This window comes from Comamonas sp. Tr-654, from assembly GCF_011752915.1.
Taxonomy (GTDB): Bacteria; Pseudomonadota; Gammaproteobacteria; order Burkholderiales; family Burkholderiaceae_C; genus Comamonas.
In genome coordinates, this window is sequence record NZ_VWWQ01000001.1 from 665,637 (window position 1) to 684,987 (window position 19,351).

General features: G+C 63.8%; 19 protein-coding genes. 12 read left to right on the forward strand and 7 right to left on the reverse strand.

Annotation, left to right across the window (positions count from 1 at the left end; translation table 11 throughout):
* Window positions 1-228: 228 nt before the first annotated feature.
* The 11 genes from F3J24_RS02915 to F3J24_RS02965 all read left to right on the forward strand — a co-directional run bounded on the left by F3J24_RS02915 (window position 229) and on the right by F3J24_RS02965 (window position 10,160).
* Window positions 229-897, forward strand: coding sequence for a hypothetical protein (locus tag F3J24_RS02915; protein ID WP_167002555.1), 669 nt, complete (start codon window positions 229-231; stop codon window positions 895-897).
* Between the two features lie 264 nt (window positions 898-1,161).
* A complete protein-coding gene (locus tag F3J24_RS02920) occupies window positions 1,162-2,685 on the forward strand; it encodes a CoA-acylating methylmalonate-semialdehyde dehydrogenase (protein ID WP_167002557.1) in 1,524 nt (507 codons plus the stop codon).
* 97 nt (window positions 2,686-2,782) lie between these two features.
* Entirely contained in the window at window positions 2,783-3,241 is a 459-nt protein-coding gene (locus tag F3J24_RS02925; protein ID WP_240154223.1) for a lysozyme inhibitor LprI family protein, read from the forward strand.
* Entirely contained in the window at window positions 3,238-3,732 is a 495-nt protein-coding gene (locus tag F3J24_RS02930) for a lysozyme inhibitor LprI family protein (RefSeq protein WP_167002561.1), read from the forward strand. The genes F3J24_RS02925 and F3J24_RS02930 overlap by 4 nt, the downstream gene beginning before the upstream one ends.
* Window positions 3,733-3,788: 56 nt before the next feature.
* Window positions 3,789-4,955 (forward strand): acyl-CoA dehydrogenase family protein, encoded by a 1,167-nt coding sequence (locus tag F3J24_RS02935; protein ID WP_167002563.1) that lies wholly within the window; start codon window positions 3,789-3,791, stop codon window positions 4,953-4,955.
* A 31-nt stretch (window positions 4,956-4,986) separates the two neighbouring features.
* The gene (locus F3J24_RS02940; RefSeq protein ID WP_167002565.1) at window positions 4,987-5,502 is read left to right on the forward strand and encodes a TfoX/Sxy family protein; all 516 of its coding nucleotides are present in this window, start codon (window positions 4,987-4,989) and stop codon (window positions 5,500-5,502) included.
* Between the two features lie 18 nt (window positions 5,503-5,520).
* Window positions 5,521-5,940: a DUF488 domain-containing protein gene (locus F3J24_RS02945; protein WP_167002567.1), complete on the forward strand. Its 420-nt coding sequence runs from the start codon at window positions 5,521-5,523 to the stop codon at window positions 5,938-5,940.
* 72 nt (window positions 5,941-6,012) lie between these two features.
* Entirely contained in the window at window positions 6,013-6,909 is an 897-nt protein-coding gene (gene mmsB, locus F3J24_RS02950) for a 3-hydroxyisobutyrate dehydrogenase (RefSeq protein WP_167002569.1), read from the forward strand.
* A 4-nt stretch (window positions 6,910-6,913) separates the two neighbouring features.
* On the forward strand, window positions 6,914-7,246 hold the full coding sequence (locus tag F3J24_RS02955) for a cupin domain-containing protein (protein WP_167002571.1): 333 nt from the start codon (window positions 6,914-6,916) through the stop codon (window positions 7,244-7,246).
* A gap of 270 nt (window positions 7,247-7,516) precedes the next feature.
* Window positions 7,517-8,605, forward strand: a complete 1,089-nt coding sequence (locus F3J24_RS02960) for a saccharopine dehydrogenase family protein (RefSeq protein ID WP_167002573.1) — start codon at window positions 7,517-7,519, stop codon at window positions 8,603-8,605.
* 34 nt (window positions 8,606-8,639) lie between these two features.
* Window positions 8,640-10,160, forward strand: coding sequence for an aldehyde dehydrogenase family protein (locus tag F3J24_RS02965; RefSeq protein ID WP_167002575.1), 1,521 nt, complete (start codon window positions 8,640-8,642; stop codon window positions 10,158-10,160).
* Between the two features lie 57 nt (window positions 10,161-10,217).
* Here the strand turns inward: F3J24_RS02965 and F3J24_RS02970 are convergent, their stop codons facing one another.
* The 5 genes from F3J24_RS02970 to F3J24_RS02990 all read right to left on the reverse strand — a co-directional run bounded on the left by F3J24_RS02970 (window position 10,218) and on the right by F3J24_RS02990 (window position 16,043).
* A complete protein-coding gene (locus F3J24_RS02970) occupies window positions 10,218-11,135 on the reverse strand; it encodes a LysR substrate-binding domain-containing protein (protein ID WP_167002577.1) in 918 nt (305 codons plus the stop codon).
* A gap of 1,010 nt (window positions 11,136-12,145) precedes the next feature.
* Window positions 12,146-13,309, reverse strand: a complete 1,164-nt coding sequence (locus F3J24_RS02975) for an acyl-CoA dehydrogenase family protein (protein WP_167002580.1) — start codon at window positions 13,307-13,309, stop codon at window positions 12,146-12,148.
* Window positions 13,310-13,391: 82 nt separating this feature from the next.
* Window positions 13,392-13,784: a cupin domain-containing protein gene (locus F3J24_RS02980; RefSeq protein ID WP_167002582.1), complete on the reverse strand. Its 393-nt coding sequence runs from the start codon at window positions 13,782-13,784 to the stop codon at window positions 13,392-13,394.
* On the reverse strand, window positions 13,769-15,055 hold the full coding sequence (locus F3J24_RS02985) for a CaiB/BaiF CoA-transferase family protein (RefSeq protein ID WP_167002584.1): 1,287 nt from the start codon (window positions 15,053-15,055) through the stop codon (window positions 13,769-13,771). The genes F3J24_RS02980 and F3J24_RS02985 overlap by 16 nt, the downstream gene beginning before the upstream one ends.
* A 1-nt stretch (window position 15,056) precedes the next feature.
* Window positions 15,057-16,043 carry a tripartite tricarboxylate transporter substrate binding protein gene (locus F3J24_RS02990; RefSeq protein WP_167002586.1) on the reverse strand — a complete coding sequence of 329 codons (987 nt, stop codon included), beginning with the start codon at window positions 16,041-16,043 and terminating at the stop codon, window positions 15,057-15,059.
* A 461-nt stretch (window positions 16,044-16,504) separates the two neighbouring features.
* On the opposite strand from F3J24_RS02990, the gene F3J24_RS02995 reads away from it, so the two are divergent.
* A complete protein-coding gene (locus F3J24_RS02995; protein ID WP_029158280.1) occupies window positions 16,505-16,840 on the forward strand; it encodes a cupin domain-containing protein in 336 nt (111 codons plus the stop codon).
* Between the two features lie 7 nt (window positions 16,841-16,847).
* On the opposite strand, the gene F3J24_RS03000 is transcribed toward F3J24_RS02995, so the two are convergent.
* Together F3J24_RS03000 and F3J24_RS03005 are read right to left on the reverse strand one after the other, a co-directional pair.
* Window positions 16,848-17,639, reverse strand: a complete 792-nt coding sequence (locus F3J24_RS03000; RefSeq protein WP_167002590.1) for a hypothetical protein — start codon at window positions 17,637-17,639, stop codon at window positions 16,848-16,850.
* A 101-nt stretch (window positions 17,640-17,740) separates the two neighbouring features.
* Complete coding sequence (locus F3J24_RS03005; protein WP_167002592.1) at window positions 17,741-19,228, reverse strand: PLP-dependent aminotransferase family protein; 1,488 nt, start codon at window positions 19,226-19,228, stop codon at window positions 17,741-17,743.
* Window positions 19,229-19,351: the final 123 nt, after the last annotated feature.

Genomic DNA, 19,351 nt, shown 5'->3' on the forward strand with positions numbered 1-19,351 from the left:
AGTTCCTGCAGGCCTTCAAAAATGCTAGCAAGCCGGGGTTACACTTGTTGCGAGGCGCTCCCACGGACTTGCATCCAGACTCTGGAGCGCCCGCATGCCATGAGCCTACTGCCGATCCGCGGCAGGCCCGCTCACAAGGCATCTTCCCGCCCAGGCCGCAGCGCCGGGCGCCAATCCTGTTTTCACGTGAAGCCACACGATTCAGACCCTTTAAATCGTTATAAAAAGATGAACAATTCCATCAAGACAGCCATCGCCTTTTTGCTGCTTCCCCTGGCCGCAGCTTCGCAGGCGGTCGAGCCGCCCTCGCCCATTGCTGCGGCCGATCTGTACATCCGCACCCTGGTCAATCACGACGACCAGGCCATCAGCCAGCTCAATGACTATCTGCGCCCCGACCGCCTGCGCTCGGGCCGCAGCGCGGACTACGCCAATGCAGCCGAGTTGAAAGAGGCTGACAAGGACTTCCCGCGCGAAATCGCCGACGTGGCCCTGCCCCTGTTCCCCGAAGCACAACGCAATGCCCTGCGCGCGCCCGTGGAAAGCCTGATGAGCACAGTGCAAAAGACACGCCAGCAATCGCAGTGCAAGACCGTCTCCGCCAGCAAGCCCAAGCTTGACAAGCATGGCGTGCTCAATACCGAGGTGAAGTTCAGCTGCCAGCTGGTCAAGACTCCCGAAACCTGGGCCGAAGGCATTCAGCGCATGGCGCGCAACAAGCTCAGCGTGGATCAGGTGCAGGGCGAGCTCAAGAAGCTTCAGGCTGCCTACTCGTCTCCTGCCAACCACACTTACGAAGGCACGCTGTCTCTGGGCATGGTTCCCAAAGACAAGGACAAGGCATGGCGCAACGACTTCGCGCGCGAAACCTTTGACGAGATGTTCAGCGAACTCTAAGAGCGTCCAAGCCCTGCGAAAGGGCTCAGCCTGATGCGGCCCGGCCCGCCTACAAGCATTGCAGCAATGCCTGGGGCGGAGCCGGGCCGTTTCTCATTTTGCCCCCGCAGGCCCTGCAGCCATGCCTGCAGCACAAGCCCCAAAGCGCTGGCAGACATAGCATCCACTCGTGCACATTTGCACACCCTATGTGCAGTGTTTGCTATTGCTAGAGCAAATCCGCACACATACCATGAGGAACAAATTCACCAACGGAGACACCTCATGAACGCACCGACTTCCGCCAAGGTTCTGGCGCCCACGGTCAAGCTGCTCATCAACGGGCAGATGGTCGAATCCAAAACCACTCAGTGGCGCGATGTGGTCAACCCTGCGACCCAGGAAGTGCTGGCGCGTGTTCCGTTTGCCACGCCCGACGAGGTCAACGCTGCCGTGGCCAATGCCAAGCAGGCGTTCAAGACCTGGAAGAAGACCCCTATCGGCGCACGTGCGCGCATCTTTCTGAAGCTGCAGCAGCTGATCCGTGAAAACATGAAGGAGCTGGCCGCCCTGCTGACGGCCGAACAGGGCAAGACCCTGCCCGACGCCGAAGGCGATGTCTTCCGCGGCCTGGAAGTCGTGGAGCATGCGGCCAATATCGGTACGCTGCAACTGGGCGAGCTGGCTAACAATGTGGCCAACGGCGTCGATACTTATACGCTGAACCAGCCGCTGGGTGTGTGCGCTGGCATCACTCCCTTCAACTTCCCGGCCATGATTCCGCTGTGGATGTTCCCCATGGCCATCGCCACGGGCAACACCTTCATCCTCAAGCCCTCCGAGCAGGACCCCATCGTCACCATGCGCCTGGCCGAGCTGGCACTGGAAGCCGGCGTGCCTCCCGGCGTGCTCAATGTGATCCATGGTGGCGAGGATGTGGTCAACGCCATCTGCGACCACCCCGATATCAAGGCCATCAGCTTCGTGGGTTCGACCAAAGTCGGCACCCATGTCTACAACCGCGCCAGCCTCAACGGCAAGCGTGTGCAATGCATGATGGGCGCCAAGAACCACGCCATCGTCATGCCCGACGCCAACAAGGAGCAGTCGCTCAACGCACTGCTGGGCGCGGCCTTCGGTGCGGCCGGTCAGCGCTGCATGGCGGTCTCCGTGGCGGTGCTGGTGGGAGAAGCCCGCAACTGGATTCCCGATCTGGTGGCCAAGTCAAAGACTCTCAAGGTCAATGGCGGCACCGAGCCCGGCACCGATGTCGGACCGCTGGTGAGCTGCGCGGCCCTGTCGCGTGTCGAAGGCCTGATCGAGCGCGGCCTGGCCGACGGCGCCACACTGGAACTGGACGGCCGCAAACCCGAGGTGGCCGGCTATGCCAAGGGCAATTTTGTCGGCCCCACCATCTTCAGCGGCGTCAAGCCCGGCATGAGCATCTACGAGCAGGAAATCTTCGGCCCCGTGCTGTGTCTGGTCGCAGCCGACGACATCGATCAGGCCATCGAGTTCATCAATGCCAACCCCAATGGCAACGGCACAGCCATCTTCACCCAGTCGGGTGCGGCCGCGCGCAAGTTCCAGGAAGACATCGATGTGGGCCAGGTCGGTATCAATGTGCCCATTCCCGTGCCCGTGCCGCTGTTCTCGTTCACGGGCAGCCGGGCCTCCAAGCTGGGCGACCTGGGCCCCTACGGCAAGCAGGTGGTGATGTTCTACACCCAGACCAAGACCATCACGGCGCGCTGGTTCGACGACAGCACCACCAGCCACGGCGTGAACACCACCATCAGCCTGAAGTAAGCCGGCCATGAAACCCGACAGTGCCGCCCTGCCTCTTGCAAGGCCTGGGCTGCACTGTGCGGCTTTGCCGATGATGGCAGGCATATACGTTCAAGAATTGTCCCGTTTCCCAACCCCGAGCTCTGCCACCCGCACAGCCGGCATTGCTGCCCGGCCGCTGGCCCGACTCTGTGCACTGGCCGTCAGTGGCCTGCTGCTCATCCACCTGCCTGCAACTGCAGCCCAGGATGGGGATCAGGACCCGCCGGATTGCCCGTCCGGCCAGCCGCTGTCGCTTGCCTGCCTGCAGCAGCAGGCCCAGGTCATAGAGCGCAGCATGCAGGTGCTCTATCTGTCTTTGCAGCGCCAGCTGCCGCAGGCCAGCGCCCAGGCTCTGCAAGCCGAGCAGGAAGACTGGACACGGCAGCGCGACCGGCGCTGCCAGCCCAATGGCTATGTCCATGAGGCCGAAGACATGGCCGCCTGCCGCATCGGCATGGCCCTGAGCCGGGTCGTGGCCTTCAAGAACCAGTGGCATCCGCTGGCAAAGAGCGCGCAAGGCGGCGAGCAGCCATGAACCGGGCAATTCCAAACCGACAGCGCCTTCAGCCCACCACGGGCTGCGATGATGCGGGCATGACGATCCGCACTCCCCAAAGCAGGCGCACATGGCCTGCAGCCGTTGCCAGCCAATCGCTTGCAGTTCTTTTTTTAACGGCAGCCAGCTTGAGCCAGCATGCCCTGGCCCAGGCCGGTGCCGACTGCGTGCCCGGCGGCACCACGGCCCAGACCAATGCCTGCGCCATCAAGGATTTCCAGCAGGCCGACACCGACCATCAGATTCTCTACGGCGATGTGATGCGTGCGCTATCGGCCCATGAGCGCCCCGCCCTGCGCAAGGAGCAAGGCGAATGGAGCCGCCATCGCATCACCTATTGCAAGCAGACCACGAAGGCCTTTGAAGCGCAGCCCGACTGGCCCAGCCGCTACCACGCCTGTCTGGTTCAGCAGATCACGGCCCGCGATGCGGTACTCAAGCGCTGGCTGCACCAGGGTCCACTGGACTGAGAGCCGGCTGCACAGACAAGACCAGCAGGCGCATAGAACAAAAAAGGAGACATGAAATGGACTTTGAACTCAGCGAAGATCAACGCGCTTTTGCCGATACCGCCCGTGCTTTTGCACAGGCCGAGCTGGCGCCGCATGCGGCCGAGTGGGACCGCGAGCATATCTTCCCGCGCGAAGCCATTGCCAAGGCGGGCGAGCTGGGATTTTGCGGTCTCTATGCTCCGGAGAGCATAGGCGGCCTGGCCCTGCCGCGACTCGATGCGTCCCTGGTCTTCGAGGAAATGGCGGCCGTCGACCCATCGACCACGGCCTTCATCACCATCCACAACATGGCGACCTGGATGCTGGGCACCTGGGCCACCGATGCCGTGCGCGCCGAATGGGGCGAGCCGCTCACCAGCGGCAGCAAGCTGGCCAGCTACTGCCTGACCGAGCCCGGCGCGGGTTCGGACGCTGCCTCGCTCAAGACCCGGGCCGAGCTGATCGGCAACGAGTACATCGTCAACGGCAGCAAGGCCTTCATCAGCGGCGCGGGCAGCACCGATGTGCTGGTGCTGATGGCAAGAACCGGAGATGCAGGCTCCGGAGCTTCGGGCATCTCGGCCTTTGCCGTGCCTGCCGATGCGCCCGGCGTGAGCTATGGCAAAAAGGAAGAGAAGATGGGCTGGAACAGCCAGCCCACACGCGTCATCAGCTTCGACAATGTGCGCATTCCCGCGCACAACCTGCTGGGCCGCGAGGGCGAAGGCTTCAAGATCGCCATGAAGGGCCTGGACGGCGGGCGCATCAATATCGCCACCTGCTCGGTGGGCGCTGCCCAGGGCGCGCTGACCCAGGCCCAGCAGTACATGCAGGAGCGCAAGCAGTTCGGCAAGGCCATCGCAAGCTTCCAGGCCCTGCAGTTCAAGCTGGCCGACATGGCGACCGAGCTGGTCGCGGCACGCCAGATGGTACGTCTGGCGGCCTCCAAGCTGGATGCCGGTGCGCGCGACGCATCGACCTACTGTGCCATGGCCAAGCGCTTTGCCACCGATGCCGGCTTCATGGTCTGCAACGAAGCCCTGCAGCTGCATGGCGGCTATGGCTATATCCGCGAATACCCGCTGGAGCGCCTGATGCGCGACGCGCGCGTGCACCAGATTCTGGAGGGAACGAACGAAATCATGCGCGTCATCATTGCCAGGCGCATGCTGGAGGGCGATGCACCAGAGCTCATTCGGTAAGCTGCTGCCTTCCTACCAAGCAAGGACTGCCATGCCCGCCAAACCCATCGCCCCTGAAACCCTGCAGCTCATAGACGCCGTGCGTGATGCGCTGCTCGATTGCACAGCCGTGGAAGAGAAGACCATGTTCGGCTGCCATGTGTTCATGGTCGACGGCAAGATGTGTCTGGGCGTGGAAAACGACGAGTTGCTGGTGCGCCTTCCCCCCGCCAGTCATGCGCAGATTGCGGAGATGCCGGGCGTGCGTCCGCTGTCATCGCGCGGACTGATGGACGGCTACTTTCTCGTCGGCCCCACGGCCTATGCCAGGCGCGATCAATGGCTGTACTGGATAGGCGAGGCCCTGGCCTTCAACCCGCTGGCAAAGGCCACGCCAAAACGCAAGACAGCCAGCAAGGCCGCTAACAAAGCCGATAGCAGGAAGCCGGCCGCCGAAGAAAGCCCTGGTGCTCCAAGTACGAGCAGCGCACGCAAGCGCTCAAAGCCGTCGCCCAAGCCGCTGGACGCCGACGCACCGCGCAAGCACCCCATTTTCGACAGCGAATAAGCACAAAGGACTGAACTCATGGCCATACGCATAGTCCAGCTAGGCAGCGAACGCGCCTCCGACGAGGGCCCGCGCATAGGTACGGTGCGCAGACCGCCACGCGGCGTGCCCAAGGCCGAGTTCGCAAGCCGCAACTATTACGACTGCTGGTACCCCGAGCTCTCGCCCGAGGTGGAGCTGATGCAGCAGGCCCTGGAAGCCATCAAGCTGCGCAAGGCAGGCCAGGAGGCCCGGGCCGACAAGCTCTGGAAGCAGTTTGAAAAGCAGTTTCGCAAGCAACTGGCCGAGCCCGCCGTCGATCGCACCCTGGGCCTGCTTGCAGCCTTATCGCATAGCTCGGCCTTTTCTCTAGGCTGCTACTGCGACGACGAGGCGCATTGCCACCGTAGCATTCTGCGCAGCCTGCTCGCAGACAGAGGGGCAACTCTCAAGGATTAAGCGAAAAATCGATCAATCGCTTATGGATAAAGCGCAAGACGCTATCAATTCAATAACAGCAAGGAGACAGAGATGCAAATCGCTTTTATCGGCCTGGGCAATATGGGAGCCCCCATGGCCATCAATCTGGCCAAGGCCGGCCACAGCGTCAGGGCCTTTGACCTGAGCCAGGAGGCCATCGCCAAGGTTGTGGCCGCGGGTGCCCAGCAAGCCTCCAGTGCCCAGGATGCCGTACAGGGCGCCGAGGCCGTCATCACCATGCTGCCCGCCAGCCAGCATGTGGAGAGCCTGTTCCTGGGCCGCGAGGGAGCGGTCGGTCTGCTCGCGCACATCGCCAAGGGCACGCTGGTCATCGACAGCTCCACCATTGCCGCAGCCACCAGCCAGAAGGTGGCTCAGGCAGCACAGGCGGCTGGCATCGACTTTATCGACGCCCCGGTCTCTGGCGGCACCGGCGGTGCGATTGCCGGCACGCTGACCTTCATGGTGGGCGGCAGCGACGCGCAGCTGGCGCGCTCCCAGCCTTTGCTCGAAAAAATGGGGGCCAATATCTTCCACGCCGGCGCTGTGGGTGCGGGCCAGACGGCCAAGATCTGCAACAACATGCTGCTGGGCATTCTGATGGTGGGCACCAGCGAAGCGATTGCGCTGGGCGTGGCCAACGGTCTGGACCCCAAGGTGCTGTCCGAAATCATGCGCCGCAGCTCGGGCGGCAACTGGGCACTGGAGAAATACAATCCCTTCCCCGGCGTGCACGAGAACGCACCGGCCAGCAAGGGCTATGCAGGCGGCTTTGGCACGGACCTGATGCTCAAGGATCTGGGCCTGGCGCAGGACAATGCCACGGCCAATCGCGCCAGCACGCCGCTGGGCGGCATGGCGCGCTCCATCTATGCGGCGCACAGCCTGTCCGGCCATGGTGGTGAAGACTTTTCCAGCATCATCAAGATGCTGCAGAAAAAGGCCTGAGGCCATGGCCCTGCCCCATGCACAACCCGGGGTTCCGGTCGACGTGCTGCCCTACGGCACTTCGCTAGGAAGCCAGGTATCCACGGCACTGTTCAAGTCCGACACCCTGGAAGTGATACGTCTGGTGCTCACGGCAGGCAAACGCCTGCCTGGACACCAGGTGCCGGGCGAGCTGACGATTCAATGCCTGGAGGGTCGGCTCGCCGTCATCCAGGGCGAAAGCCGCCAGACATTGAGCGCGGGGCAGTTGCTGTTTCTGCCCGCCCAAACCATGCATGAGATCGAGGCCGAGCTCGACTCCTCGGCCTTGCTCACCATCGTGCTGCACAGCCACTAGTCGCCGGCTGCCGCAGTCGACCGTCCAACCCCGCCCGGCCCAGGCGGATGTCTGCGCCGGCTCTGGCATGAGGGCGCCAAGCTGGCAGCGCCTATCTGGCAAGCGCTGCCAGCTATTATTTCTGAAGTCAGACAGCCACCCCAGAAGACCTCTTGTCTGCCCACGCAAATCGACTCCTACTGACGCTTGCCACGGTGGTGCAAATCGCTGCCCTGTGTTTAAGATGGCCCCAGAGGAAGTGATCGCTGCGTTGCTCTCAAGGAGTTCTCCATGATGAAGCTGACTGGACACAACATTCTCATCCTCGGCGCCGGCAAGATCGGCTCAACGATCGCCGACATGGCTGCCGAGCTGCATGAAGCCACCGTCACGCTGGCCGATATGCAGCCCCCGCCCGGCAGCGACCCGCAGATCCGCCCCCTGCAGCTGGACATCGACGACGATGCGGCACTGACCCGCGCGCTGCAGCAGCACTCTGTGGTCATCAATGCCCTGCCTTTCTTCTGCGCCGAGCGCGTGGCCCGGGCCGCGGCGCGGCAGGGCGTGCACTACTTCGATCTGACCGAGGATGTGGCGGCCATGCGCGCCATACAGGACATGGCGGCGCAGGCACGCTCGGTGCTGATGCCGCAGTGCGGACTGGCGCCGGGTCTGATCGGCATGCTGGGCGGCCATCTGGCCCAGCAGTTTGACGAGCTGTTCGATCTGCAGCTGCGCGTGGGCGCGCTCACGCGCCATGCGACGAATGCGCTGCGCTACCACTTCACCTGGAGCGTGGACGGCGTCATCAACGAGTACTGCAAGCCCTGCAACACCATCGTCAACGGACAGCCCATGCTGGTGCCGCCACTGGAGGGCGTCGAACCCCTGATTCTGGACGGTGAGAACTTCGAAGCCTTCAACACCTCCGGCGGTCTGGGCACGCTGTGCGAGACGCTGCAGGGCCGGGTGCGCAACCTCAACTACAAGACCATACGCCACCCCGGCCACCGCGATGCCATGCATTTGCTGCTGCATGGACTGCGCCTGATCGAGCGACGCGATCTGCTGCGTCAGGTGCTCGAAGGCGCGATACCCCACAGCCGCGAAGACATGGTGGTGATTGCCGCCATGGCCAGCGGCATGCGCGCGGGCCGGCTGGAGCAGCTGACGCGCGGGGCCCGCATCTTTGGCGCTGCACTGCGCGGCAGACAGCGCACGGCCATAGAGCTGACGACCTCGGCCGGCATGCTGGCCGCCGTGGAGCTGTTCGCCACGGGCCAGCTGCCCCAGCAAGGCTTTGTGCGCCAGGAGCAATGCACGCTGGCCGCACTCTCGAGCACCCGTGTAGCCCCCTACTTCGAAGGCCTGCTCGGCTGAGGCCTGTATCTCACACCCATCAGGAGGGAACGCCATGACCGCCATCTCCGCAACCGACTTCCAGACCGTGCTGAGCCGCTGCGGCATCGCGCTGCAGGCCCTAGAGGGCGGGGACATCAGCGTGCACTCGCCCATCGACGGCACGGAACTGGCCAGCCTTGCCGCCCTGCCTGGTGCCCAGATCCCGCCGGTCATAGACCATGCGGTGCAGGCTTTCAAGCAATGGCGCCTGGTGCCCGCCCCCGTGCGCGGCGAGCTGGTGCGGCTCTGGGGCGAAGAGCTGCGCCGCGCCAAGGCCGATATAGGCCATGTGATTTCCTGCGAGGTCGGCAAGATCGTGCAAGAGGGCCTGGGCGAGGTGCAGGAAGGCGTGGACATCTGCGAATTTGCGCTGGGCCTGTCGCGCCAACTGCATGGCAAGACCATTGTTTCCGAGCGTCCCGGCCACCGCATCATGGAGCAATACCACCCGCTGGGGCCGGTGGCCGTCATCACGGCCTTCAACTTTCCCAGTGCCGTTTTCGCCTGGAACGCGGCGATTGCCCTGGTCTGCGGCAACCCGGTGATCTTCAAGCCTTCCGACAAGGCTCCGCTATCGGGCCTTGCCACCTTCAAGGCGCTAGAACGCGCCATTGCCCGGTTTGGCGACCGGGCTCCGGCAGGTCTGGCGCAGATCGCGCTGGGCGGCGCAGCTGTCGCCGAGGCCCTGGTGGACAGCCCCCGGATTGCTCTGGTATCGGCCACGGGATCGAGCCACATGGGCCGCACTGTGGGCCCCAAGGTGGCGGCGCGCTTTGGCAAGCGCATTCTGGAGCTGGGCGGCAACAACGCCATGGTGGTCACGCCGGCTGCCGATCTGGATCTGGCCGTGCGCGCCATTGTCTTCAGCGCCGTGGGCACGGCCGGCCAGCGCTGCACCTCGCTACGCCGCCTGATCGTGCACCGCGATGTCAAACAGCCGCTGCTGGACAAGCTGCTGCCGGCCTACCGCAGCCTGCGCATCGGCAACCCGCTGCAGCCGGATACCCTGGTCGGCCCGCTGATCAACGAGGCATCATTCGAGGCACTGCAGCACTCGTTGAGCCAAGCGCAAAAAGACGGCGGCCATTTGCTCACAGGCGGCCAGCGCCAGCTGGAACAGCAGTTTCCCCAGGGCTTCTATGTGGCTCCGGCCATTGTGGACATGCCGGGCCAGACCGGCATCGTGCGCCACGAGACCTTTGCCCCCCTGCTCTATGTGCTGAGCTACGACGAGCTGGAGCAGGCCATTGCGCTCAACAACGATGTGCCTCAGGGCCTGTCCTCCTGCATCTTCTCCAACGATCTGCGCGAGGTGGAGCTGTTCTTGAGCGCGGCCGGCTCGGACTGCGGCATGGCCAATGTCAATATCGGGCCCAGCGGTGCCGAGATCGGCGGCGCCTTTGGCGGCGAAAAGGAGACCGGTGGCGACCGCGAGAGCGGCTCCGACGCCTGGAAGCAGTACATGCGCCGCACGACCAACACCATCAACTATTCGCACGAGCTGCCGCTGGCCCAGGGCATTCAGTTCGGGTGAACCACAGGTACAGCAGCCCGTGACTGCCAGGGAGGCCATGCAACACGGATTCCGGAGTTAACGGATTCCATTCAAGAGTCCTGGCTGCCCGGCTTCCACCAGGTTCTGCACGCTGGCCACAAAGGCCTCGAGCACGGCCGGCATGCCCTGTGGCCGCCAGGCCAGCACGGCCGGAGTGGTCACCCGGCTGCCGCGCAGCGCCGCAAAGCGCACGCCGTTCATGCCCACGGTCTGCATGCAGGCTGGCACCAGGGCCACCCCCTGCCCGGCCGAAACCAGCGCCATGACGGTCAGCCACTGGCGCGCGGCATGGCGTGTATGTGGATGGATGCCGGCCTGCTGCAGACAGGCAATGACGTTGTCGTAGTTGGCCGGCGCCACCTCGCGCGCAAACATCACAAAAGTGTCCTGGGCCAGTTCGCGCAGATCGATTTCGCCGCGCTGGGCCAGCGCATGGTCGCTGGGCAGGCAGCAGACAAAAGGCTCCTCGCCTATGGACAGCGTGCGTATATCGTCCTGCGGCGTGCCGATGTTGAGAAAGCCGCAGTCGATCTGCCCTCTGGCAATGGCCTGCAGCTGATCACGCGTGGACATCTCATGCAAACATAGCTCGACCAGCGGGCGCTCAGCCCGAAAGGCCCGGCAGAACCCCGGCACCTGGCGATACACCATGGACCCCGTGATGCCGATGTCCAGCCGCCCCTGCAAGCCCTGGGCCACGCCGCGCACCACCTCGGCCGCATGCTGGAGCTGGGCCAGCACCTTGCGCGCCTCATGCAAAAAAGCCTCGCCTGCCGGCGTGAGCTTCACGTTCTTGGCGTCGCGCTCCATGAGCACCGTGCCCAGATCCTGCTCCAGCGCCTTGAGCGCCATGCTCAGCGGCGGCTGGGTGATGCACAGGCGCTGGGCGGCCCGGCCGAAGTGCAGCTCCTCGGCCAGGACCACAAAGTAACGCAGCAAATGGGTTTTCATCATGATTCGCAAAGTTTGGGCAAGACCATACCCGATGCGGCAAGCCGCCGGGATTTCGCACCCGGCTGGCAGTAAACCTAGCCGTTCATTTGCTTCGACTTCTATCTTCCACCGTCAGGCCGTGGCAACAAGAACTTCATGCAAAATAGGCCTCTAGCCCAATCAAAGAAAGCACAAGTAGCTATCAAAACAGCATTGCTTTGTCGCTAGCTACAGAGGCCTTGCCGACCACGCCGGGATTTCGCCCCGGCGGACGACTTACTTTCTGACGCGTCAGAAAGTAAGCAAAGAGCGCCTCCCTACCGTCTGCGTCCCTGCGCTTCGCTGCGGGCAAACCTGCAACACGCCATTCAGGCTGCGCTGCCGCCCAACTCGTTGCGCGGCACGCCGCTTCGCTCAAACAGACGGCGGCAATCCAGTTCACGATGCAACGCTGTCCCACGGCAGCGTTGCCCGCATCCCGAACCGCGTGCCGCAGGCGCAGACACACGGGTGGATACGGGCGGCCTGCAAGAATTGGGACGAAGCCGGTTGTTGGTTTCGCCCCTTGTGCCAACGCCTGCGACGGCAAGCTCTTGCGGCGTGCGGCTGCACCGCAGAGTGCAGACGCTTTGTGCTCTGAATTGCGGCCGTCTGTCTGAGCGAAGCGTGCGCAGCACGCGCAGCGAGTTGGGCCGCATAGCCGCACGAGTTTGACAGCGCAAGTCGCCCGCAGGCGTAGCCGCAGGGGCGGGGGCAGCGGGGGCTGGCTCTTTGCCTACTTTCTTGCGGAAGAAAGTAGGTCGGCTGGCGGGCCGAGACCCGCCCTCTGTCTAAAGATCCGACATGTTGCCGAAGCAGAAATCCAATCAGAATCCCCCTCTAACCCAATTGAAGTGAGCGCAAGCAGCTATCAAATTTTTCATTTACTGAAGCACGCGACAGCAGCCTAACTTGCATCCCGGCGGGCCGAGACCAGCCTTCTCCAAGCCGATCATGCAGATCTCATAACTCGCTCATCATCGCTCGGCAGGTCAATACGACTTGGGCAAGCCCAGCACCTTCTCGGCGATAAAGCACATGATGAGCTGCGGGCTCACGGGTGCCAGGCGCGGAATCCACGACTCGCGCATATAGCGCTCCACATGGAACTCCTTGGCATAGCCCATGCCGCCGTGCGTGAAGATGGCGGTCTCGCAGGCCTTGGCGCAGGCTTCGGCGGCCAGGTACTTGGCGGCATTGGCCTCGGCGCCGCAGGGCAGGCCCTGGTCGTAGAGGAAGGCGGCCTTCTGCACCATCAGGTGTGCGGCCTCCAGCCCCATCCAGGCCTGGGCCAGCGGGTGCTGCACGCCCTGGTTCTGGCCTATGGGCCGGTCGAAGACCACGCGTTCGTTCGCATACTGGGTGGCGCGCGCCAGGGCCGCACGGCCCAGGCCCACGGCTTCGGCCGCGATCAGGATGCGCTCGGGGTTGAGGCCGTGCAGGATGTACGAAAAGCCCTTGCCCTCCTCGCCGATGCGATCCTGCACTGGGATGCGCAGGCCGTCGATGAAGAGCTGGTTGGTGTCCACGCATTTGCGGCCCATCTTCTCGATCTCGGTCACGGCGATGCGGCTGCGGTCCAGGTCGGTGTAGAACAGCGACAGGCCTTCGGTACCCTTGCACTCCTCCACGGGCCTGGTGCGAGCCAGCAGCAATATCTTGTTGGCCACCTGGGCCGTAGAGATGAAGACCTTCTGCCCGTGCACCACATAGACATCGCCTTCGCGCACGGCACGGGTCTGCAGCTTGAGGGTGTTGAGTCCGGCATTGGGCTCGGTCACGCCGAAGCAGGCCTTGTCCCGGCCCGCGATCAGCGGCGGCAGCCAGCGCTGTCTTTGCTCGTCCGTGCCGAAGACCACGGCCGGGTGCAGACCGAAGATGTTCATGTGCACGGCCGATGCGCCCGACAGGCCCGCCCCCGTGGCCGAAATGGTGTGCATCATCAGCGCCGCTTCGGTGATGCCCAGACCCGCGCCGCCGAACTCTTCGGGCATGGCAATGCCCAGCCAGCCTGCTTCAGCCAAGGCCTGGTGAAAGTCGTGCGGAAAGCCGCCGTCCCTGTCCTTCTTCAGCCAGTAGTCATCGCCGAAAGGCGCGCAGGCCCGCTGCACGGCTTCCCGGATCTGTTCCTGCTCGGCGCTCCATAAAAAATCCATGGCGGCTTCTCTCTATCGGTTGAATTTCAATGAAATCCGCTTCAAACGCCCGTCTGGCAAGCGCTATCAGCTATTGTTTTTATCAATCAGGCCGGCGTACGCGCGCCGGGTTCTCGCCATAGGGTGGGCTGTAGATGACCAACAGACGCACGGGTGTGTCGCTGGTGACGCGAAACACATGCATGCAGTCCTCCGGGAAGAAGCAGGTATCGCCCGCCTGCATGACAAAGCGCTCTGTCTGGCCCTGGCTTTGCACCTCCACCTCGGCCGTGCCGTCCAGCAGATAGCAGGCCTGCTCCATGCCCGGATGGGCATGCGGCAGCGCACCGCCGCCTTTTTCCAGCGTTCCAAGCACCACTTCCATATGCTGTGCGCCGACATTGGCCTGGCTGACCAGGCGCCGGTTCACCGTGCCATGGTGGTTGGCGGGGCTGTACCCCTGTACGTCCTGCTCGCGGATCAGGTAGCGGGGCATATGTCTGTCTCTCTTTTATCGTTGGATGATGAAGCCTGCATGCAGCCACCGCTGGCCTGCAGTGCAGCGATCTGCGCCTCGCCAAGGCCCGCCTCGCACAGCACCTGCAGCGTGTGCTGGCCCAGCTGCGGCGCCGCGCTAGCCTCGCGGCCCGGGGGCGTTGCGCTCCACTGCGTGGGATTGGCCGTGGTGCGCAGCCGCCCCTCGCTGGGGTGCTCGATCTCGCGCACAAAGCCCGTGGCCGCATGGTGAGGGTCGGCCAGCAAGTCCTCGGGAGAGGCCATGGGCATATTCGGCACGTCGGCCGCATCGAGCAGCGCGCGCCACTCGGCCGTGCTGCGCTCGCGCATCAGGCTTGCCACCTCGGCATAGACGGCATCGATATTCGCGGCGCGCTGGCCGTGGGTGGCGAATATGGGCTCACGCATGCGCTCGCCCTGCCCTATGGCGTTGAAGAAGCTGTGCCAATGCTTGTCGTTGTAGATCAGCACGCAGAGATGGCCGTCGCTGGTGCGGTAGGGCTTGCGATGGCGCGTCAGCAACCGCGCATAGCCGGCATCGCCCAGAGGCGGCTCGAAGCTCTGCCCGGCCATGTGATCGCCGAGGATGAACTGCGTCATGGCCTCGAACATGGGCACGACCACCGCCTGGCCCCGGCCGTTCTTCTCGCGCGCATACAGCGCGGCGGTGACCGCATAGACCGCATGCAGGCCCGTGACCCGGTCGCCCAGCGTCATGGGCGCATAGGACGGCTCGCCCCCGCCGTACTGCTGAGCCAGCCAGGGCACGCCGGTCGCCCCCTGTATCAGGTCGTCGTAAGCCGGCTTGGCCGCATAGGGGCCGACCTGATCGAAGCCGCAGCAGCTCACATGGATCAGCCGCGGATGGCTCTGCTCCAGCGTCTGCCAGTCCAGGCCCAGCCGGGCCATGGCCTGGGGCCGCACGTTGCTGATGAAGACATCGGCCTCGGCCAGCAGCTGCAGCAGCGCCTGGCGCGCTGCGGCCTGCTTGAGATCCAGCACCACGGAGCGCTTGCCCTGGTTGGCCTGCAGAAAAATGGGGCCCATGCCGGGGTTGCGCATGGGGCCTACATGGCGCATGTTGTCACCCTCGGGTGACTCCACCTTGATCACATCGGCACCCAGGGCAGCCAGAATCTGCGTGGCAAACGGTCCCATGATCACCGAGGTCATGTCCACGATCCTGACGCCTGCCAATGGCCCGGCTGAAGTACCCACAGCCTGGCGGCTATCGCTATGCATGCTCGTCATATCACTGCGCCTCGATGCCGGCCTGCTTGACCAACTGCCCCCATTTGGCGAGCTGCTCCTTCACATAGAGCGCGAACTCGTCGGGCGTGGCCGTGGGCCAGACCTCGAAGCCGACCTGGGCCAGTTGCTCCTGCACGGCCTTGTCCTTGAGGATGAGCTGCAGCTCGCCGTTGATGCGCTCGGCTATGGCCTTGGGCATGCCAGCCGGGCCGAAGATGCCATTCCATGAGGTGATGTCGAAGCCCGGCAGCGTCTTGCCGATGGCCGGCACAGTGGGCAGCAGCTGCGATCCCTTGGCCGCCGTCACGGCCAGCGTGCGCACGCGCTCGGTCTTGAGCGTGCCCCATGCCGAACCCAGGTCGGCCACATACATCTGGATCTGGTTGCCCATCACATCGGTCAATGCCTGCGGGCTGGATTTGTAGGGCACGCCGGTGATCTGCGTACCCGTGATGTATTTGAAGGTTTCCGAAGCCACCAGCGAGGTGCTGTTGGGCGTGCCGTAGGAGAGCTTGTCCGGATGCGACTTGGCATAGGCAATCAGCTCTGCCACAGTCTTTGCAGGCACCGAGGGATGGACCACCAGCGCAAATGGCAGCTCGCCCACGCGCGCCACAGGCGTGAAGTCCTTGATGGGGTCGTACTTGAGGCCCTTGACCAGCCAGGGGTTGGCCGAATGCGAGGTGTTGGTGGTCATGAACAGCGTATAGCCGTCCGGCTTGGCCTTGACCACATGCGCGGCCGCAATCTGGGCATTGGCCCCGGCCCGGTTGTCCACCACCACGGGCTGCTTGAGCCGCTCGCCCAGCTTGTTGGCCACTACGCGGGCCACCGCATCGGTGCCACTGCCCGCAGCAAACGGCACCACCAGCGTGATGGGGGCCGCTGGATAGCCCTCCTGCGCCAGTGCCGTCCCCGCAAGGCCAATGCCCATGGTGGCTGCCAGGCCTGCGCTCGCACAGGCGTGCAATAAGAATCGCTTGTTCATGCTTGTCTCCTTGTTCAGGCTGCGGCACCTGTAACCGGTGCCTGCACTGCATGCTGAGGCGTTCAAGCATTCAAGTCCAATTGTTTAAGAAGAGTGAACGATTCGATTTTCCAATCATTAAATCCAGCCAGACATTCGCAGCCGCTGCGCACGGCACCTCACCTCCACCCTCTGAGGCCAAATGAGCCGGATCTGTACCAACATCATTCGATCTTGCTGGAACGCTGGGATGGAGCATTCGCTACAGCGGGCTTGAGCCCCTGCCCGCTGAGAATCTACGGCAGCTTGCATGATCGCAGCCAGCGCCCCCGGACCAGAGTGATACGCACTGACCAGCGCTGATGAGCAACGAAGCGAGGCGATAAGGCCTGATGCCCTACAGCGCTGTCACAAAACGGTGATTGAACTTGGGCCACACTCGGGGGAAAATGCGTTATTACCGCTTTCGCTCAGGTGCTGTCATGGACCATATCCACTCCACGCCCACCCACCAAGCTCTGGATGTCGCTCCTTACGGAGCCAGGCTTCCTGCCGCTCACTCGAGCGTGCTCTTCAAGGCGGAAGATCTGGAAGTCATTCGCGTCGTGCTGCGCTCGGGCCAGTCGCTGCCGCCGCATCGCGTGCCTGGCAGCGTCAGCCTGCAATGCCTGGAAGGTCGACTCGAAGTTCTCATCGGCCAGACCGTGCATGAACTGGGCCCCAAGCAACTCATGCATCTGCCAGCCAATATGCCCCACGCCGTACGTGCCATGGAAGACTCGTCTGCGATTGCCACCATCGTGCTCTGTGAGGCCTGAAGAATTTCTATCGAACAGGCAAAAACTGCATGAAAGGGCCGGCAAGCAGGCCCTGGGCATAGCCGATGACGGAGCGCCGGTAGCGCTCGGTGGTGTAGTCCGCCACCAGATCCAGCCGGCCGATGATCTTGCCCATCTCGCGCTCGAAGCTCAGATTGCGCCCCTCTTCTGCTATCTGGTTCGATAGCAGCAAGGGCTTTCCGCCGGGTGCCTTGCGCGAGTTGAGAATCCAGTTGGCAATCTCCAGATTGCGCGCCGCATTGAAGACATGCTGCGGGTCCAGCCCGTCGATCAGCGTGAAGCTGGTTCGCCCGCCATGCGCGGTGATCAGCATATCGGCGGCGGCATGAACGAAGGCCGCAACCCGGTCTCCGGCGAACTCGGGCTGCAAGGCCAGGGACAGCGCTGCCACGTCGCGTTTGTCCTGCAGCTCATGCCAGGGCTGGCGCTCCATGACGGCAATGCGCACATAGGTCATGGCCGCTTCCCGGCTGGAGGCAGTCTTTTTCCATTCGGCGGGATTGCGGCGGTAGAGCTTGTCCATGATGAGAAACAGGCTCTCCAGGTTCTCCTTCATGGCCAGCGTCGCCATGCGGTTGCTGTCGGACTGCAGCAGCTCGCGCGAGTGAAAGTTCTCGCCCTTTACCTCGCCATGATTCGTAGGGGCACTGGAACAAGCGGCCAGTCCGCACAGCACCAGCCCTGACAGCAGCCACCGCCCCAGGCGCGGGCCGCCGCGCAGAGGATCATGCGTGCAGTGGCCTATGGCGGCATGGGGCAAAGCTCGTGCTGCTGTCATGCTACAAACATAACAGCAGATGCTGCTGGGTCAGTCACGCCAAAGGCGCGCGATTGTTATCAATCGTGAACAAGGCCCGGGCCCGCTCACCGGCCAGGACGCTATTTGCGCAGCTGCCTGAGGATCTGCTCCAGCACCTTCCATGGCTCGGTCTGGTCGGCCATCGCCACGGGCACGCGCAGCTTGCTGCTCGTTGCCTGCTGCGGCGAAAACAGCAGGCCCGGTGCCAGCAGCAGATTGCTCAGCGCCGCCTGACGCGCCAGCACCTCGGTATCCACGCCACAGTCCACCCAGGCAAAGGTGCCGGCCACGGGTTCGTACTCCGCATGGCAGCCCAGCGCTTCGAGCTTGCGCAGACAGCGCCCGCGCGCCCTGTCCACCCGCTCGCGCAGCCGGTCCACATGCTTGCGAAAGGAACCGTCGGCCAGAATATGGTGGACGATCTGCTCCGCCGGCAGCGAAGAGGTCAGGCCCGCCAGCAGCTTCATGTCGGTGAGCCGGTGCACATACTCGGGCTTGGTCGCGATATAGCCCACGCGCAAGCCGCCCGACAAAGTCTTGGAATAGCCGCCCACCAGAATCACGCGCTGCAATCTGTCCATGGCCGCCAGCCGCAGCGGCATGGCGCCCAAAAACTCGGCATAGGTATCATCCTCGACGAGCAGGAAATCATGGCGCTCGGCAATGCGCAGCACCTCGTGGGCGACACCGGCAGACAGGCTCAGCCCCGTGGGGTTGTGCACCGCCGTGTTGAGGATGAAGAGCTTTGGCTTGTGGCTCTGGGCCAGCGATGCCAGGGCCGCCACATCGGGCCCACCGGGCAGGCGCGGCACGCCGACCACATTCACGCCCATGTACTTGAGCCGCCCGAAGATCAGGAACCAGGCCGGGTCTTCGACCAGCACCGTATCGCCGGGCTTGAGAAAACAGCGCACGACCAGATCCAGGCCATGGGTCACCCCGCCCACCGTCATGAGATTGGCTTCGGGATGGGCCGGCACCTCATGGGCTTGCAGATTCGAGGCGATCTGCTGGCGCAGCGGCAAAAAGCCCTGAGGATGGCCATAGCTGAGAAAGCTCTGCTCGGCGCGCGCATTGTTGCGGGTGATGGCGCGCATGGCGCCGGTGATCAGACCCTGGTCCATCCAGCTCGAAGGCAGGCAGCCCGCGCCTCCGGTTCCCGCACTGTCGTCGCGAAAAATACCGCGCAGCAGATAGGCGGTGTCAAAGTCCGCCGGCTGCGCCGAGGCTGCAGCGGCTGCCGCAGGCTCCATCACGCGGCGCTGGGCCGCCACATAAAAGCCGCTGCCGCGCCGCGACTGCAGCAGCCCCTGGGCCGCCAGCTTGTCATAGGCCTGGACCACCGTGTCGCGGCTGACACCAGCGTTTTCCGCCAGCGCCCGCACCGAAGGCAGGCGTACGCCCACACGCAGGCCATGGTTGCGGATCAGGCCGCCGAAATGCTCGACCAGCTGATCCACCAGTCCCACCGCACTGGAACGCATGGGTTGCCAGCCCATGGATCCCGTCCCGGCCACGGGCGAGGCTTGCGGGGCCACTGCCCCGCCGTCGATCTGTGCATCCAGCATCGGGCTCTTTCTCAAGTGTCAGGTCAATTAGAGCAGGCCAGCTCATAAACTGGCCTGCAAAAGTGTACTGATAGTGTACTGATATCCGAGCTTAGCATAGAGGCACAACGCTTATGTCGCCCC

What these genes read in the sequence shown, in the direction of transcription:
- F3J24_RS02915 (WP_167002555.1), top strand. Translation starts at nt 229, where the DNA reads ATGAACAATTCCATCAAGACAGCCATCGCCTTTTTGCTGCTTCCCCTG.
- F3J24_RS02920 (WP_167002557.1), top strand. Translation starts at nt 1,162, where the DNA reads ATGAACGCACCGACTTCCGCCAAGGTTCTGGCGCCCACGGTCAAGCTG.
- F3J24_RS02930 (WP_167002561.1), top strand. Translation starts at nt 3,238, where the DNA reads ATGAACCGGGCAATTCCAAACCGACAGCGCCTTCAGCCCACCACGGGC.
- F3J24_RS02935 (WP_167002563.1), top strand. Translation starts at nt 3,789, where the DNA reads ATGGACTTTGAACTCAGCGAAGATCAACGCGCTTTTGCCGATACCGCC.
- F3J24_RS02940 (WP_167002565.1), top strand. Translation starts at nt 4,987, where the DNA reads ATGCCCGCCAAACCCATCGCCCCTGAAACCCTGCAGCTCATAGACGCC.
- F3J24_RS02945 (WP_167002567.1), top strand. Translation starts at nt 5,521, where the DNA reads ATGGCCATACGCATAGTCCAGCTAGGCAGCGAACGCGCCTCCGACGAG.
- mmsB (WP_167002569.1), top strand. Translation starts at nt 6,013, where the DNA reads ATGCAAATCGCTTTTATCGGCCTGGGCAATATGGGAGCCCCCATGGCC.
- F3J24_RS02955 (WP_167002571.1), top strand. Translation starts at nt 6,914, where the DNA reads ATGGCCCTGCCCCATGCACAACCCGGGGTTCCGGTCGACGTGCTGCCC.
- F3J24_RS02960 (WP_167002573.1), top strand. Translation starts at nt 7,517, where the DNA reads ATGATGAAGCTGACTGGACACAACATTCTCATCCTCGGCGCCGGCAAG.
- F3J24_RS02965 (WP_167002575.1), top strand. Translation starts at nt 8,640, where the DNA reads ATGACCGCCATCTCCGCAACCGACTTCCAGACCGTGCTGAGCCGCTGC.
- F3J24_RS02970 (WP_167002577.1), bottom strand. Translation starts at nt 11,135, where the DNA reads ATGATGAAAACCCATTTGCTGCGTTACTTTGTGGTCCTGGCCGAGGAG.
- F3J24_RS02975 (WP_167002580.1), bottom strand. Translation starts at nt 13,309, where the DNA reads ATGGATTTTTTATGGAGCGCCGAGCAGGAACAGATCCGGGAAGCCGTG.
- F3J24_RS02980 (WP_167002582.1), bottom strand. Translation starts at nt 13,784, where the DNA reads ATGCCCCGCTACCTGATCCGCGAGCAGGACGTACAGGGGTACAGCCCC.
- F3J24_RS02985 (WP_167002584.1), bottom strand. Translation starts at nt 15,055, where the DNA reads ATGACGAGCATGCATAGCGATAGCCGCCAGGCTGTGGGTACTTCAGCC.
- F3J24_RS02990 (WP_167002586.1), bottom strand. Translation starts at nt 16,043, where the DNA reads ATGAACAAGCGATTCTTATTGCACGCCTGTGCGAGCGCAGGCCTGGCA.
- F3J24_RS02995 (WP_029158280.1), top strand. Translation starts at nt 16,505, where the DNA reads ATGGACCATATCCACTCCACGCCCACCCACCAAGCTCTGGATGTCGCT.
- F3J24_RS03000 (WP_167002590.1), bottom strand. Translation starts at nt 17,639, where the DNA reads ATGACAGCAGCACGAGCTTTGCCCCATGCCGCCATAGGCCACTGCACG.
- F3J24_RS03005 (WP_167002592.1), bottom strand. Translation starts at nt 19,228, where the DNA reads ATGCTGGATGCACAGATCGACGGCGGGGCAGTGGCCCCGCAAGCCTCG.